Origin of the sequence: uncultured Rothia sp. (assembly GCF_916715725.1) — a bacterium.
GTDB lineage: Bacteria > Actinomycetota > Actinomycetes > Actinomycetales > Micrococcaceae > Rothia.
Genome location: NZ_CAKAPD010000004.1, coordinates 61,322 through 77,961, shown reverse-complemented (window position 1 = coordinate 77,961; position 16,640 = coordinate 61,322). Strand labels below are relative to the sequence as shown.

9 protein-coding genes are annotated in these 16,640 nt (G+C 61.5%); 4 read left to right on the top strand and 5 right to left on the bottom strand.

The genetic code is table 11. From position 1 onward, the window contains the following. Positions 1 to 86: 86 nt before the first annotated feature. Both mfd and QZ822_RS03890 read left to right on the top strand, forming a co-directional pair. Positions 87 to 3,833, top strand: a complete 3,747-nt coding sequence (gene mfd / locus QZ822_RS03895; RefSeq protein ID WP_294642745.1) for a transcription-repair coupling factor — start codon at positions 87 to 89, stop codon at positions 3,831 to 3,833. A 123-nt stretch (positions 3,834 to 3,956) separates the two neighbouring features. Continuing rightward, a complete protein-coding gene (locus tag QZ822_RS03890; RefSeq protein WP_294642744.1) occupies positions 3,957 to 5,375 on the top strand; it encodes an NAD(P)H-quinone dehydrogenase in 1,419 nt (472 codons plus the stop codon). 156 nt (positions 5,376 to 5,531) lie between these two features. Here the strand turns inward: QZ822_RS03890 and QZ822_RS03885 are convergent, their stop codons facing one another. The 4 genes from QZ822_RS03885 to QZ822_RS03870 form a co-directional block, all read right to left on the bottom strand. Further along, on the bottom strand, positions 5,532 to 6,932 hold the full coding sequence (locus QZ822_RS03885; RefSeq protein ID WP_294642743.1) for an MFS transporter: 1,401 nt from the start codon (positions 6,930 to 6,932) through the stop codon (positions 5,532 to 5,534). Positions 6,933 to 7,337: 405 nt separating this feature from the next. Next, positions 7,338 to 9,158, bottom strand: coding sequence for a biotin carboxylase N-terminal domain-containing protein (locus QZ822_RS03880; protein ID WP_294642742.1), 1,821 nt, complete (start codon positions 9,156 to 9,158; stop codon positions 7,338 to 7,340). A gap of 150 nt (positions 9,159 to 9,308) precedes the next feature. Then, a complete protein-coding gene (locus tag QZ822_RS03875) occupies positions 9,309 to 10,016 on the bottom strand; it encodes a nucleoside triphosphate pyrophosphatase (RefSeq protein WP_294642740.1) in 708 nt (235 codons plus the stop codon). Positions 10,017 to 10,326: 310 nt separating this feature from the next. After that, entirely contained in the window at positions 10,327 to 11,745 is a 1,419-nt protein-coding gene (locus tag QZ822_RS03870; RefSeq protein ID WP_294642738.1) for a dicarboxylate/amino acid:cation symporter, read from the bottom strand. Between the two features lie 384 nt (positions 11,746 to 12,129). Here QZ822_RS03870 and QZ822_RS03865 point away from each other — a divergent pair, with 384 nt between their 5' ends. After that, complete coding sequence (locus QZ822_RS03865; RefSeq protein WP_294642736.1) at positions 12,130 to 13,068, top strand: hypothetical protein; 939 nt, start codon at positions 12,130 to 12,132, stop codon at positions 13,066 to 13,068. A 134-nt stretch (positions 13,069 to 13,202) separates the two neighbouring features. Then, complete coding sequence (locus tag QZ822_RS03860; protein ID WP_294642734.1) at positions 13,203 to 14,495, top strand: glutathionylspermidine synthase family protein; 1,293 nt, start codon at positions 13,203 to 13,205, stop codon at positions 14,493 to 14,495. A 139-nt stretch (positions 14,496 to 14,634) separates the two neighbouring features. Here QZ822_RS03860 and QZ822_RS03855 read toward each other — a convergent pair whose 3' ends face one another. Then, positions 14,635 to 16,395 carry a DUF885 domain-containing protein gene (locus QZ822_RS03855; RefSeq protein ID WP_294642732.1) on the bottom strand — a complete coding sequence of 587 codons (1,761 nt, stop codon included), beginning with the start codon at positions 16,393 to 16,395 and terminating at the stop codon, positions 14,635 to 14,637. Between the last annotated feature and the right edge of the window lie 245 nt (positions 16,396 to 16,640).

Below are 16,640 nucleotides of genomic sequence, written 5' to 3'. Positions count from 1 at the left end.
TAAAGGCAAAACCACTCGGGTACCCAACACGGCACACACCACCGACGTACCCGCCCCAACCGAGGACCGCAGATTCAGGAGAACCCGTGAGCACCACCCGAAAAGCTACCGCACAGCCCCTCGAGGCGCCCCTGCAGCCCCTCCTGAACACCCTCAACCAACTCAGTAACTGGGCGGCGATCCGCACCGCCGCCTCCGCACAGCCCAGCGAACGCAGTGCACGCACCCTCATCGGCGCAGTTGCTGGAACCCACGCCGCACTCATCGCAGACATCTCCACCGCAGTACGCGGTGCCACCGGTGAAGCGCTCAGCCTCATCATCGCCCCCACCGACCGCCAGGCAGAAGACCTCGCCGCAGCGCTGCGCTCCTACCTGCCTGCCGCCGACATCGCGCTCTTCCCTGCTTGGGAAACCCTTCCGCACGAACGCCTCTCACCGCGCTCCGACACCGTCGGCCGCCGCCTGCAGGTGCTACGCGCCATCACTGGGGAAGCATCCAAACGCCCCCAGGTTGTCATCGCACCCGTGCGCGCCGTCATCCAGCCCATCGTCACCGGCATCGAAAAGCTCGAACCCGTGCACCTGGTCCGCGGTGAAGAATACCCCTTTAAAGACGTAGTACGAGGCCTCAACGATGCCGCCTACTCCCGCGTAGACCTCGTCGCCAAGCGCGGCGAGTACGCGGTGCGCGGCGGCATTATCGACGTCTTCCCGCCCACCGCAACCACCCCCGTACGCCTCGAATTCTTCGGCGACGAACTCGACGAAATGCGTCACTTCTCCGTCGCCGACCAGCGCACCCTCAATGGGGGAGAGGAACTCACCGAACTCACCCTGCTGCCCTGCCGTGAACTGCTCATCACCCCCGAGGTGATGAGCCGCGCCGCACGCCTGAAGGCAGACTACCCTGCCGCCGCAACCATGCTCGAAAAGATTGCGGGCGGAATCTACGTCGAAGGCATGGAATCACTCACCCCGCTACTCATCGAATCCATGAACACCCTCACCGCGCTGCTGCCGGCAGGGTCCATGATCATCAACGTCGAACCCGAACGCGTGCGCGCCCGCGCCGAAGACCTCGTCGCCACCAACGAGGAATTCCTCGCCGCCGCCTGGGACACCTCCGCAGAAGCCGATGCTGTAGCACCCATCGACCTGGGCCAGCTGCGCATGAGCGACAGCGGATTCCGAACTATTGACCAAACCACCGCACAGGCACTCGAAGCCAAGCTCAGCTGGTGGGAAATCACCGAACTCGTCACCGACGCAGACCTGCTCGAAGACGCCGCCGGAGCAATCCAGAGCCAGAGCATCGCCGACGCTATCGAAGACGGAATCGACACCTACACCGTCAATGCTACCCCCGCAACCGCATTCAACGGCTCCGTCGAACGCATGCTCAGCCAGGTTGGCGACCTCATCCAGAAGCAGTGGACCGTCCTCGCCCTCACCAACGGCCGCGGCTCCACCGACCGCCTCATCGATCTCTTCCACTCCGGGGAAGGGGCGCCCGCCGTACCTGCAGCCCGCCGCACCAGCCTCGAGGAGGACCCCGCCGGCGACCTCGAACACGGCATCGTTGAGGTGTGCGAAGCGCCCGCCTCCGCAGGCTTCCTGATTGAGGAGGCGAAACTCGCCGTCTTCACCGAGGCCGAGCTACTCGGCCGCCGCGGCACCTACGCACCCCGAGGCGCCGCCGGACAGAAATTCAAGACCCGCCGTCGCCGTAACGCAGTCGATCCGCTCGCGCTGAACCCCGGCGACTACGTGGTGCACGAACGCCACGGCATCGGTCGCTTTGTCGAGATGACCTCCCGACCGGTGGCGGGTGCCTCCCCGGTCAACGGCGTGCAGCCCATGAAGGAATACCTGGTCATCGAGTACGCCCCCGCCAAGCGCGGTGGCGCGCCCGACCGTCTCTTCGTGCCCTCCGACCAGCTGGATTTGATCTCCAACTATGTGGGTGGCGAGAACCCGAGCCTGTCCAAGATGGGTGGCAGCGACTGGGCGAAGACCAAGTCCCGCGCCCGTAAGGCAGTCAAGGAAATCGCCGCCGACCTGGTGAAACTCTACTCGGCACGCCAGGCATCGCGCGGTCACGCCTTCGCCGCAGACACCCCCTGGCAGCGTGAGCTGGAAGAGTCCTTCCCCTACAACGAGACTCCCGACCAGCTCACCGCCATCCACGAGGTGAAGGAGGATATGGAGAAAGAAATCCCCATGGACCGCCTCATCTCTGGCGACGTGGGCTTCGGTAAAACCGAGGTCGCCGTGCGTGCTGCGTTCAAGGCGGTGCAGGACGGCAAGCAGGTCGCCGTGCTCGTGCCTACGACCCTGCTCGCCCAGCAGCACTACGAGACGTTCAGCGAGCGTTTCTCTGGCTTCCCCGTGAAGATTCGCGTGCTCTCCCGCTTCCAGAAGGCGAAGGAAACCCGCCAGATTGCCGAAGAAATCGCCTCCGGCGCGGTGGACGTGGTGATTGGTACGCACCGCATCCTCTCGGACAGCGTGGTGTTCAAGGACCTGGGCCTGGTCATTATTGATGAGGAACAGCGCTTTGGCGTGGAGCACAAGGAAAAGCTCAAGCAGATGCGCACGAATGTGGACGTGCTCGCCATGAGTGCGACCCCGATTCCGCGCACCCTGGAGATGTCGCTGACCGGTATTCGTGAGACCTCCACCCTGGCGACCGCGCCGGAGGAACGCCACCCCGTGCTGACCTTCGTGGGACCGCGCACCGACAGCCAAATTACGGCTGCGATTCGCCGCGAGCTCATGCGCGAGGGCCAGGTGTTCTTCGTGCACAACCGAGTGGCTGATATTGACGATGTTGCCGCAGAAATCGGCAAGCTCGTGCCGGAGGCGCGCATCGCCACCGCCCATGGCCGTATGAGCGAGTCGCGCCTGGAACAGATTATCGTGGACTTCTGGGAGCGCCGCTTTGACGTGCTGGTGTGCACGACCATCGTGGAGACTGGTCTGGATATTTCGAACGCGAACACGCTCATTGTGGATCACGCTCAGAACTACGGCCTGAGTCAGCTGCACCAGCTGCGTGGACGTGTGGGTCGTGGCCGCGAGCGCGCCTACGCGTACTTCCTGTACCCGGTGGATAAGACCCTCGGCGAGATTGCGCACGAGCGTCTGAAGGCTGTGGCGACCCATAACGAGCTGGGTGCGGGCCTGCAGCTGGCCATGAAGGACCTGGAGATTCGCGGTGCCGGCAACCTGCTCGGCGGCGAGCAATCCGGTCATATTGCCGGCGTTGGTTTTGACCTGTACCTGCGCCTGGTCGGTGAGGCGGTGGCGAACTACCGCGGCGAGAAGGAAGAGCGCGAGGTCGAAACGAAGATTGACCTGCCCGTCAACGCGCATATTCCCCACACCTACATTGATTCTGAGCGTCTGCGCTTGCAGGCGTACCGCCAGATTGCTGCCGCCGATACCGAAGAGAAGATCGCGGAGGCACGCGAGGAGCTGGTCGACCGTTACGGCGAACTGCCGGAGGCGGTGGAGAACCTGCTTGCCGTGGCGACGGTGCGTATGCACGCCCGTGCCGCCGGTATTCACGAGCTGGTGGTGTTGGGCCCGAAGGTGCGCGTGGTGACTGCTACGCCGCTGCCGGAGTCCCGCCAGATGCGTCTGAAGCGCGTGTACCCGGGTTCCACGCACGCCCAGCCGAAGGGTATGGACACTTGGCTGACTCTGGTGCCGCGCCCGAAGACCATGCCGGTTGGCGGCAAGGACCTGGTGGATGGTGCGATGCTGCAGTGGGCTGAGAAGTTCATCAACTCGATTTATGCCGAGAAACCGCAGGCTCTCGAAGAGTAGGGGAGCGCCCCGTCTAGCCGGCATGCCTCAAGTAAATGCTCGCCGTGCAGGTTGCCATAATGTGGCATATCTGCACGGCGAGTGCGTTTGCCCCGTAGCGGCGGCATAGCTCACAATTAAGGCATGACTTCAACGGTGAACTATGCATCTCAGCGAATTGTAATTATTGGTGGTGGCCCCGGTGGCTACGAGGCAGCGATGGTGGCTGCCGCATCCAACGCGGACGTGACTCTGATTGAGCGCAATGCCATTGGTGGCTCCGCCGTTCTGACCGACGTTGTGCCCTCTAAGACCCTGATCGCTACGGCGGATATGATGACCCGCTTCTCCGAGGCAGGTAGCTTGGGCATTGAGAACACGAAGGGCAAGGCGCCTCAGCTGCGTGTTGATATGGACCGCGTGAACCGCCGAGTCCGCGACCTGGCTCAACAGCAGTCTGCCGACATCAAGCGTGCCCTGGCTTCTGCTGGTGTGAAGATTATTCACGGTACCGGTAAGCTCCTGGACCGCCACACCGTTCAGGTGACTGATGAGGCTGGTCTGGTCTACCCCCTGCAGGCGGACTTTGTGCTGCTGTCGGTGGGTACGCATCCGCGTGAAATGGCGACCGGTATGCCTGACGGTGAGCGCATTCTGACCTGGACTCAGCTGTACAACCTTTGCGAGGTTCCCGAGGAACTGATTGTGATTGGTTCGGGTGTGACCGGTGCGGAGTTCGCCTCGGCATATAACGGCCTGGGTTCGAAGGTGACCTTGGTGTCTTCGCGTGACCGTGTGCTTCCCGGCGAGGACGAGGACGCAGCCCGTGTGCTGGAGGACGTCTTTGAGCGTCGCGGCGTGCGAGTGATGCCGCGTTCTCGTGCCGCTGCTGTTGAGCGCACTGAGGATGGTACCGGCGTCATCGTGACCCTGTCGGACGGCCGTAAGGTCTCTGGCACTCACTGCCTGGTTGCTATTGGTTCGATTCCGAACACTGAGGATTTGGGCCTGGAAGCTGCCGGTGTGGAGCAGACCTCGAGCGGCCACATTAAGGTGGACGGTGTGTCCCGCACGAGCGTGAACAGCATTTACGCCGCTGGTGACTGCACGGGCGTGTACCCGTTGGCTTCCGTGGCTGCGATGCAGGGCCGTATTGCTATGGCGCACATCCTCGGTGATGCGGTGCGTCCGTTGCGTACCGATAAGGTTGCCGCGAATATCTTCACCTCCCCGGAGATTGCGACCGTGGGTGTGAGCGAGAAGGATCTTGCCGAGGGCGCCTACCGTGGTGATGTGGTAACCCTGCAGCTGGGTACGAACCCGCGCGCGAAGATGATGGCGATGCGCGATGGCTTCGTGAAGATTTTTGCACGCCGCCACTCCGGCACTGTCATTGGTGGCGTGGTGGTTGGTCAGCGTGCTTCCGAGCTGATTTACCCCATTGCCCTGGCGGTGGAGAAGAAGCTCGCGGTGGATGACCTGGCGGATACCTTCACGGTCTACCCCTCGCTCTCCGGCTCGATTGCTGAGGCTGCGCGCAAGCTGCACACTCGCGGCCTGTAGGCGTCAACCTGTTAGGTGCTGAGCCGGGCGTTGCCCGCCTGGCGCAGTATCCCGGAAGAAAACATTAAAGCGGTGGGGGTCGCCTCCTGAAATCTAAGGAATTCAGGAGGCGACCCCCACCGCTTTGCCGTTAGGAGGCGTTAGCTGCTCGAAGCGTTACTTCGTGGTGCTGACAGCGTTCATATCCACGTCACGGGTTTCGTGAGTGAGCAGGATGAAGACAACGCTCAGGATCGAGGCGAATGCCAGGTAGCCGCCCACAGCGCCCACACCGTAGGAGGAGTTCAGCCACACTGCCACGAACGGGGTCAGCGCCGCACCGAGGATGGACGCCACGTTGTAGGCGATACCGCTGGCGGTGTAGCGCACGTTGGTGGGGTACAGCTCCGGCAGGTATGCGGACATGGAACCGAAGGACAGACCCATCAGGCACATACCGATAAAGATGAAGAGGGTAACCACAGTTGCGTTCGCGTTCTGACCGGTACCAACGACGGAGGGGGAGATGAACAGGCCGAAGGACAGACCGAAGACTGCCATAGCGATGGTGGTCCACAGCTGCTGGGTGCGGCGGCCGTACTTATCAGCCAGCCAGCCCGAGATTGGGATGAAGATTGCGAAGCCAATAATGGAGATCAGCTGAATAATCAGGAACTCGCGGTAGGGGATAGCCAGACCGCCCTTATCGACCTTGCCGATGCCGTAGGAGAGAACCCACGCGGTCATCAGGTAGAACAGTACGTAGCACGCAACCATGATGAAGGTACCCTGAATCATGGGCCACCAAGCAACCTTGAACGCCTCAACGAGCGGGGTCTTAACCTTCTCGTTGTTAGCGGCAGCCTTGGCGAAGACGGGGGTCTCCTCCAGCTTGAAACGCACGTACAGGCCGACAGCGACCATCACGATGGACATCAGGAACGGAATACGCCAACCCCAGATGAGGAAGGGGTGATCAAAGTTCTTAGCGTCGGTTGCGGAGTTGAAGGAAATCCAGCTGGTCAGCAGCAGCATGAAGCCGTTCGCAAGCACGAAGCCGATGGGTGCACCGAGTTGAGGCCACATGGCGGCGCGGGCACGCTTACCGTCCTCAGCGTATTCGCTGGCGAGCAGTGCCGCACCGGACCATTCGCCGCCCAGGCCCAGGCCCTGGCAGAAACGCATAATGGTCAGCATGGTCGGTGCCCACAGGCCAATCTGGTGGTAGGTGGGCAGCAGACCAATGATGAAGGTTGCCAGACCCATGGTGAGCAGTGCACCGACGAGGGTTGCCTTACGGCCAATCTTGTCACCGAAGTGACCGAAGATCACGGAACCGAGGGGGCGCGCGATGAAGGCGACGCCGAAGGTTGCGAAAGACGCCAGAAGCTCGGTGGTTGCGTCCTTCGAGGGGAAGAACAGCACGGGGAACACTGCCACTGCTGCGGTGGCGTAAATGTAGAAATCGTAGAACTCGATGGTGGTACCAACGAGCGAGGCAAGAATAACTCGACTGCGAGGAGTCGTATTCTTCACCGATGCAGCGGACGCTTTCGTGTCGGGTGCAGAGGTGCTCATGAGGAAAACTCCCGAAAAGGTGAACTGTGTGTACAGATGGAGCCGGGGCGTCCGTTACCGATCAGCGCGGGAGGCGGGTGTGCCGTAGGCGCGTACCGGGTGCCGTGACCGCACCGGGTGGGGTGCAGTGGGCGTAGGAATCTGAAAGGCTCCTCTAAAGTGCAACATTATAACTCTGTTCAGAAGAGACCCAACAAATACAGCCACTATTTGGACGTAATCGCAATAGATAGTCGCTCAAACCCCACAGAAACAGACAAGAGCGCAGAAATAGACAGGAGCGGAGAAATAGACAAGGGCGGACATAGAAAATCCCCCGGAAAGATACGAGAGAGGACCTCATACCCTTCCGGGGGATTCGTATAGCCTATAGCGCTTGCGTGACCGCGGTATCGCGGCGAAGCGTTACTTGATGGTAGCCAGCACCGCACCGGAGGTGACGGTATCGCCGGCCTTAGCGGACAGACCCGAAACCTTACCCGCCTTGTGCGCGGTAATGGGCTGCTCCATCTTCATAGCCTCCAGCACCAGAATCAGGTCGCCTTCAGCGACGGTGTCGCCGTCAGAAGCCGCCACCTTCACGATGGTGCCCTGCATGGGGCTGGTCAGCTCGTCGCCGCCACCCTTTGCCGCGCTACGTGCCGAACGGGACTTGCGGGTCTTGGCGGCGGGCTTAGCGGCAGGCTTCGCGCCACCGCTCAGATCCGGCAGGGACACCTCCATGCGCTTGCCGTTGACCTCAACGACCACGGTGGTGCGCTCATCCTCATCGGAATCCACGCTGCCGGGCGCGCCGGAGTACATGGGGATGGTGTTGTTGAACTCGGTCTCAATCCAGCGGGTGTGCACCTTGAAATCGCCGCCCTCAGCCGGCGCGAAAGCGGGGTCATCCAGCACGACGCGGTGGAACGGAATGACGGTCGGCATGCCCTCAATGGTCAGCTCAGCCAGGGCACGGCGGGCACGCTGCAGAGCCTGCTTGCGGTCCGCGCCGGTGACAATGAGCTTAGCCAGCATGGAATCGAAGTTACCGCCGATAACGTCGCCAGCCACAAAGCCGGAATCCCAGCGAACACCGGGGCCGGTGGGCACGGTCATCTTCTCGATGGTGCCGGGGGCGGGCATGAAGGAACGGCCCGCATCCTCACCGTTAATACGGAACTCGAAGGAGTGACCGCGCAGAACCGGGTCCTTCTCCTCAATCTTCTCGCCGCGGGCAATACGGAACTGCTCGCGAACCAGGTCCAGACCGGAAATCTCCTCGGAGACCGGGTGCTCCACCTGCAGTCGAGTGTTCACCTCAAGGAAGGAGATCGTGCCGTCAGTGCCGACCAGGAACTCACAGGTGCCGGCGCCCTGGTAGCCAGCCTCACGCAGAATCGCGCGGGACGCCTCGTACAGGCGCTCGTTCTGCTTATCGCTCAGGTAGGGGGCGGGCGCCTCCTCAACGAGCTTCTGGTTACGGCGCTGCAGGGAGCAGTCACGGGTGGAAACCACCACGACGTTGCCGTGCGCATCCGCCAGGCACTGGGTCTCAACGTGGCGGGGCGAATCTAAGAAACGCTCGATGAAGCACTCACCGCGACCGAACGCCGCGGTAGCCTCGCGAACAGCGGACTCGTACATCTCAACAATGCTCTCGCGGTCGCGTGCCACCTTAATGCCGCGGCCACCGCCACCAAATGCGGCCTTCACCGCAATGGGCAGGCCGTGCTCATCAGCGAACGCGACAACCTCATCGGCGGACTTAACGGGATCCTTGGTGCCGGGCACCAGGGGAGCACCCACCTTCTGCGCGATGTGGCGTGCCGCCACCTTATCGCCCAGCTGGGTAATGGACTCGGGGGAGGGGCCAATCCAGGTCAGACCCGCGTCGATGCACTTCTGAGCGAACTGCGCGTTCTCGGAAAGGAAGCCGTAGCCGGGGTGTACAGCGTCAGCGCCGGAGCGGATAGCAATCTCAATGAGCTTGTCCATCACCAGGTAGGACTGCGCCGCGGTGGCACCGCCGAGAGCGTAGGCTTCATCGGCAAGCTTCACATGCTGGGCGTCGCGGTCCGGGTCAGCGTAGACGGCGACGGTCTGCAGACCCTCATCGCGGGCTGCACGAATCACGCGGACAGCAATTTCACCGCGGTTAGCGATCAGAATCTTGCTGACCGGGCCGGTGTGGCGGCCGGGGACTGCAGTAAATTTCTTGGCGGCTTCTGCCTGGTGCTGAGTCACTTAAAGCTCTCCTTTAATCTCCTGCTCCAAGGATACATCGGCAGGATTGGCGAATATAACGCGCATCATACTGTTCTATCTTATCGATTGGTGTTCAACAATGTATATTTCAGGGCGCGCTTTGAGACAGATTTATGCTGTGGGTTGGTTCTAATTCTCTTCCTCAGGCGGTAGCCACAAATCGGTCACCGCTACTTCGCGGCGGCGCAGCATATCGCGTAGCGCGTGGATGGATAGACCCACCACCGTATGGAACTCGCCCTCAATACCGCGAATGAACGCGGAACCGTAACCGTCCAGGGTGAAAGAACCCGCCACCCAGAGCGGCTCGCCGGTGGCAATGTATGCCTCGATTTCTTCGGGGGTGAGTTCGTCAAAGTGGACGGTGGCGCTGCGCAGTTCGGAAACGGTAGGCAGGTCGGAAGCAACAGGCAACTCGGCGCCCGGCTCAATACCGCGCAAATCCACGAGCGCGTGACCGGTGTGCAGTACGCCGTGGTTGCCACTCATCGCACTGATGCGCTCGCGTGCCGCCTCGGCAGTGTGCGGCTTGCCGTAGGCGACGCCCTCAAACTCGAAGACCGAATCGCAACCCAGAACCAGCGCATCGTGCACACCCTCGGCGGCAAGTTCCGCGGCAACCGCTTGCGCCTTCAACTGCGCCAGCAGGGAGGCGGTTTCAGCCGGGGTGAGTCCCGCACGTCCCTGCCCTCGCGCCTGCTCGTTGGCGGCGGCGAGCGCAGCGTCCTCATCGACGGAGGAGACGCGCACCGTAAAAGCAATGCGGGAATCCTCCAGGAGCTTGCGCCGCGCGGGGGACGCGGAGGCGAGAATCAGGCGAATCGGTGTGGTACTCATAGGTTCTATTTTAGTGCCTCGCGGGTGAGGTTTACCCTCGGGTGCAGATTGAAGGGCACTGAGAAGCTGGGGAAGGGGGAGGTGAGGGGATATGAAAAGAGCGTGTCCCATCCCCCTCAACCACGTAGGAGATGGAACACGCCGTTCAAAATCATAACTCTTCTCAAACGTTAAAGAAAAGAAGAATCAATAGTGACACTTTTATGACGCTTGACAAATGTATTTCGCCCATGCTGAGGCACGAGATTAAGAAAGCTACACGGCGCTAGGCAGTACAGCCTAGCGCCGTGTAGCTTCAAGAGTTGCCAGGTTAGCGGCGTGCCGCGACGGTGTTGTCCTCCACCTCGTGCAGACGCTGCGCCTCACCGGCGATACGCTCATCGTAGAATTCCTGAGCCACGAAGCCGCCCTCCGAGCGGGGAGCGTTGTAGAGCTCCTCATCCAGGATGCCCTCGCGGCGAGCCACAATCGCGGGAACCAGAGCTTGACCGGCAACGTTCAGGGCGGTACGACCCATGTCAACGATCGGGTCAATCGCCAGGAGCAGACCCACACCGTCCAGCGGCAGACCCAGAGTGGAAAGGGTCAGGGTCAGCATCACGATAGCGCCGGTGGTACCGGCGGTTGCGGCCGAGCCGAGCACGGACACCATCACAATCAGCAGGTACTGGGTGAAGTCCAGCTGAATACCGTAGAACTGCGCCACGAAAATTGCGGCAAGAGCCGGGTAAACCGAGGCACAGCCGTCCATCTTAGTGGTTGCACCCAGCGGAACCGCGAAGGATGCGTAGGCGCGGGGCACGCCCAGGTTGCGTTCTGCAACGGTCTGGGTCATCGGCATCGAACCCATCGAGGAACGGGAAACGAAGCCCAGCTGGAGCGCCGGCCACACGCCCGAGAAGTACTGGCGGACCGACAGGTCGTTCGCGCGCACAATAATCGGGTAGACCACGAGGAAGACCAGCAGCAGGCCAATGTAGAGGGCGATAACGAACGCGACCAGCGAACCCATCGACGCCCAACCGTACGCGAACACTGCCTTAGCAATCAGACCCACGGTGCCCAGTGGTGCCAGGCGGATAATCCACCACAGGATCTTCTGGATAATCGCCAGAGCGCTCTTGACCACGTCGATGAAGGATTTAGCTGCCTCGCCGACCTTCAGCGCGGCAATGCCGACCGCACCGGAAATGACCAGAATCTGCAGTACGTTAAAGGACGCCGACGCGGTGATGCCGGAATCACCGGACTTGGCGCTGACGCCCAGACCCAGGAAGTTCACCGGAATCAGGCCGGTCAGGAATGCGGTCCACGAACCGGTCGAGCCGGTGTACGCCTTGCCCTGCACCTGCGCACCCACGCCCGGCTGAACGATCAGGCCCATCGCAATACCGATGAGCACAGCGAAGAATGCGGTAATCGCGAACCAGATGAGCGTGTTAACCGCCAGGCGTGCCGCGTTCGTCACCTGCGACAGGTTCGAGATGGAGGCGACCACGGCGGTGAAAATCAGCGGAACAACAGCCGCCTTCAGCAGGGTGACGTAGGAGGAACCGATGGTATCCAGGGTCACCATGAGCCAGTTGGGGTTGCTCTTCGCGTCCCCGCCCAGTGCGAGGGCGAGCGCGCCAAGAACAATACCCAGAATGAGGGAGGCAATGATTTGGTTGCCGAAAGACGTAGCCCACTTGGGCAGACGTGAACGAGATGATGCATGCGGTGTAGACATGTGGCATACTCTAAAACTTTTGTGCACTCGCGCGCGAGTTTGTGTGAAGAAGTGTTTCAACCAGGCGCAGGGCAGGGCTGATGTGACGAATCGTGACCTTCCGGCTGGCCTGCCTGCAAGCGAGCGTAACGGCAGTTCGTTGAGGTAGATAGAGGCAGATATTTAAGGGGGAATCATCACAAAAGCAAACAGCAGGGAAACAACTGCGCAACAAGCGGCGAAGCTTACTGAGATTTTGCCGTCAGCTAAGAACCCGAAAGCTGGGGCTTGATATGCTGGAATCACACCGATAGTCCGGCGAAAGTCGCCGGATGATGCTGTACCCACTCAGCTTCATGTACGCGTTGAGCGTTACGCCACGCACCACCCCTCAAGGAGAGATGCATGAGTTCTGCTCCCCAATACCCCGGCGGAACCACCACCCCCAACGGCCCGAAGAAGCCTCGCAACCGCATGGAAGCGGTCGCAGATTTCGCTACCCGCGCCGCACAGACCTCTGCCCAGCAGACCCTGAACCTGGGTGCGACCCGCCCCGGCATCGCCAAGATGATTGCCGTAGCTGGCGCTGGCGTGCTGCTGGTTGGCGGTGGCATCTTCGCCTACAACTCCATGCACCAGGAAGAGAACGCATTCCTGTCGCAGGGCGAAGAGTACGCCCGCGTCTGCCAGGACGCGAAGACCGGCCTGCGCGTGGAAGATAGCGAATGTGAGAAGGCAGGCGTTCAGGAGCCGACCGACTCATCCAGCAACGGCTCGTCCAGCAGTGATTCCTCGGGTTCCTCTAACTCCTCTGGCTCCTCCAGCTCTTCCGGTTCGTCTGGTTCCTCGGGCTCATCTGGTTCGACCACCAGCCACAATACGTCGAATGCTTTCCTCTGGTACTACCTGGGCCGCCAAAGTGCCGCGAACTCTACCGGCACCCCCACGGTTCCCGGTGTGGGCACCAAGCTCTCCGGAGGCAGCACCACCCGCCCCAGCAACGGCACCGTCTACAGCGGTGTGTCCTCCAAGGGCGGTAGCTTCGAAGACTCCTACCGCAGCGCGAAGAAGTCCTCCACCGTCTCCTCCGGCAAGGTGACCAGCACCAATAACTCCGGTAAGACCTCCACGGTGCGTAACAAGACCACCGGCTCGGTCTCCAGCGGTAAGCAGGGCACCAGCAATAGCGGTAGCACCGGCTCCTACAGCAAGTCGAACACCTCCAAGTCGGGTTCGTCCTCGAAGTCTGGTTCCTCGTCCAAGTCTGGCTCTTCCTCGAAGTCCGGTAGCAAGGGCGGTTTCGGTGGCGGCTCGAAGTCCGGTGGCGGCCGCTCCGGCGGCTAAGCCATCAGCCATGACACTGAATGCGGGCAGGGACTGAGCGGTCCCGCCCGCATTTTCCTCACTAGAACAACCACACCCGCGGTGACGTAACAACACCGCTTTCCATTCACTACTTCGAAGGAGCCTAGCCCCTCATGCGCCGCGAAGAATTTCCCGTCGGCCGACCCGACTGGGAGAACGTCATCATTGAGGAAGGCCTCACCTACAGCGTGGACGGCCCCCACGACACCGACCACTATTGGAACGAATACGCCGCCTACATTTTCAGCCCGCAAGAAATGGACTCTGTGCGCGCCCAGGCGGAAGAAATGCACCGCATGTGCTTGGAAACCGTCGAGTACATTGCCTCCGGCGCGTTCGGCACCCTCGGCCTGCCCCAGGCGGCGTTCAACCTTGCCGTAGAATCCTGGAACCGCCGCGACGCCGACTTCTACGGACGCTTCGACTTTAGCTACTCCGGTGTGCCCGGCGACCCGATGAAGCTGCTCGAATACAACGCAGACACCCCCACCGGCATCGTGGAGGCGGCAGTCAGCCAGAAAACCTGGGCGAAAGACCAGCGCCTCGACACCCGCGGCTACGCCCACTGGGGTGAAATCGGCGAAGCCTTCACCAACCGTTGGCGCCACATCTTCGCCCCCGAAATCACCGCGGGCGTGCAGCCCGTACTGCACCTGGCACACGTGCCCCCCGAGATTGACGAGACCAACGAGGACTACAACAACCTCTGGCTCATCGCCTACTCGGCACAGCAGGCGGGCATCAAAACCCACATGATTCCCATCGACGAAGTCATCTTCAACGAAGACACCAAGAGCTGGGAAGACGCACAGGGACGGCGCATCACCAACCTCTTCAAGCTCTACCCCTGGGAAGACCTCGTCACCGACAGCGAAGCAGGCTACGACAAGCTCCTCTTCGCCTACCACGGCGCCATGGACCGCTGGATCGAGCCTGCGTGGAAGATGTTCCTCTCCAATAAGCTGCTGCTCGCCGCGCTCTGGGACAAGTACCCCGGACACCCGAACCTCGTACCCACCTACGCGGGGCACCGCGGCGGTATGCGCAACTGGGTTCGCAAGCCCCTCTTCGGACGTGAAGGCGACGGCGTAGAAATCTACGCCCCCGACTACGACGTCTTCATCAAGCCCGAAGAGGACGACTTCTTCGCCAACGCCCCCGAAAGCGAATTCATCTACCAGGAATACATCCCGGCACCGCGCTACGAAGGCATCATCAACCCGGTTAGCCACCCCATCCTCGGCGTGTGGGTGGTCGACGGACGCACCGTAGGTGTGGGCATCCGCGAATCGAACGGGGCGCTCACCGACTACTGGTGCCGTTTCGCCCCGCACCTGGTGGACCTGAACGACTCCACCGGCATGGGATTCGGCACCACGGACCCCGGCACCGCAAACTTCGGATAGCCCAGAATCCCGATAGATAAACCTCGCACGAAAATACAGCGAAGCCCCCGCCTCAGCCACAAAGCTGAAGCGGGGGCTTCATCTATAGAGCATCTCCCGGAGATACTCCAGAAGCGGTGAGGAGCGAGCAGACTAGAATCTACTCGTCGTCGTCCTCATCGTCGTCATCCTCAGTGTCCAGAGGAAGCATCATCTCATCAGTCAGCGCGCGGCGCAGAGTGTCCAGACCCACCGAACCGAGCAGAAGCGCACGCGTGTGGAATGCACGCATGTCATCGCCGCGGCGCACAGCCTGATCGCGCAACTCCAGCCAGAGGCGCTCGCCAATCTTGTAGCTCGGCGCCTGACCCGGCCAACCCAGGTAACGCAGGAACTCGAAACGCAGGTGGCCCTCGGACTCGTCCAGGTTCAGCTTCAAGAACTCGTAACCCAGCTCAGAAGTCCAGATGGTGCCCGGCTCAACGCCCAGCTGCTCAGCCCACTCATCGGGAATCGGCATCTCGCAGTGAACACCAATATCGAAGACCACGCGGGCGGCGCGCATACGCTGAGCATTCAGCATGCCCATGCGGTCACCCGGATCCTTCAGGTAGCCCAGCTCCTCCATGAGGCGCTCGGCGTACAGCGCCCAGCCCTCACCGTGACCGGACACCCACAGCATGTTCGTACGCCAGGAGTTCATGGTGCCCTGCAGAGCCGTAGCAATCGCAATCTGCAGGTGGTGACCCGGAACGCCCTCGTGGTACACAGTGGAGGTTTCACGCCAGGTCGTGAACGTGTCCTCACCCTCGGGAACCGACCACCACATGCGGCCCGGACGCGAGAAATCAGGGGAGGGGCCGGTGTAGTAAATACCGCCCTCGTTCGTGGGCGCAATGCAGCACTCAATACGGCGCATGGGGCCGCCAATTTCGAAGTGGCTACCCGCCAGGTTCTCCACGGCGGCGTCGGCGAGCTTCTGCATCCACGCCTTCAGCTCATCGGTGCCGTGCAGCTGACGCGCCGGATCCTCATCGAGCAGCTGCTTAGCGCGCTCAATGCTTGCGCCCGGCTCAATCTCCTCGGCAACCTCACGCTGACGAGCGATAATGCTCTCCAGCTCCTTCACGCCCCAGGCGTAGGTCTCGTCCAGGTCAATGGTGGTGCCCAGGAACGAATGGGAGTGCAGGCTGTACGCCTTACGGCCCACAGCGTCGCGGGAGGGCGCGACCGGCTGCAGCTTCTCCACCAGGTAGCTGTTGAGGCGGCGGTAGCCTTCCTTCGCAGCCTCGGCACCTGCGGCAGCCTCGTCCTTCAGTGCGGGGACAGCCTCGGCGACCTCAGCCGCCAGCTCATCAAAGAAACCACCGGGGGCGTAGTACGCGGCGGTCTGCTCAATGACAATATCCACCTGGCGGCGCGGGGCGACCTTGCCCTCTTCACGAGCCGCCTCCAGGGTCTGGATGTAGCCTTCCAGCGCCTCGGTGACGCGGTGCATACGACTGACAATGTGCTCCCAATCCTGCTGGGTGTTGCGCTTCATCAGGTCAAAGACCGAACGAACTTCCTGCGGGACGGAGGCAATATTGTTCATCTGCCAGCCGCCAAAACCAGCCTTGTACTGCTTGCGGTACAGGCTCAGACGCTCCTGCAGAGCATCCAGGGTGACCAGGTCGACGTCATCAATAGGCAGGACGTTATCGACCTTCTTCAGAGTCTTCTTCGCAAGGCGCGCGAAAGCCTTCTCGCCGGCGGGCGAGTAATCGGGGTACAGGGTCTCTACGCCCTTACGACCAAGCTCGGTTGCATGGACGGGGTTCAGGTCGAGGACCTTTTCAAAGTATTCGTTAGCAATCTGATCGACGTCGGTCAGCGAGCGCTTCAATCGGTAGATGCTGGGAAGTTCCTGGTAAGTGCTCATGTTCATATCCTAACGCAGGGGTGTGCCTCCGACCACGATTTTCGGTGATTTAGCTCGCTCGAACTGGCAATATTACGAAGTGAGATATACCGAACGCGACGAAAACAGCCCGGCTGTGGACAACGCATCGGGGGTGCAAGCGCGGGCATAGTCGCAGTCACAGGCGCAGCCGCGGGCACGGGCGTAGCGTGAGCGCTGCAGGAACGTTGCATGAGCGCAGGTACGAAAACGCCCCGGCTTTCTCC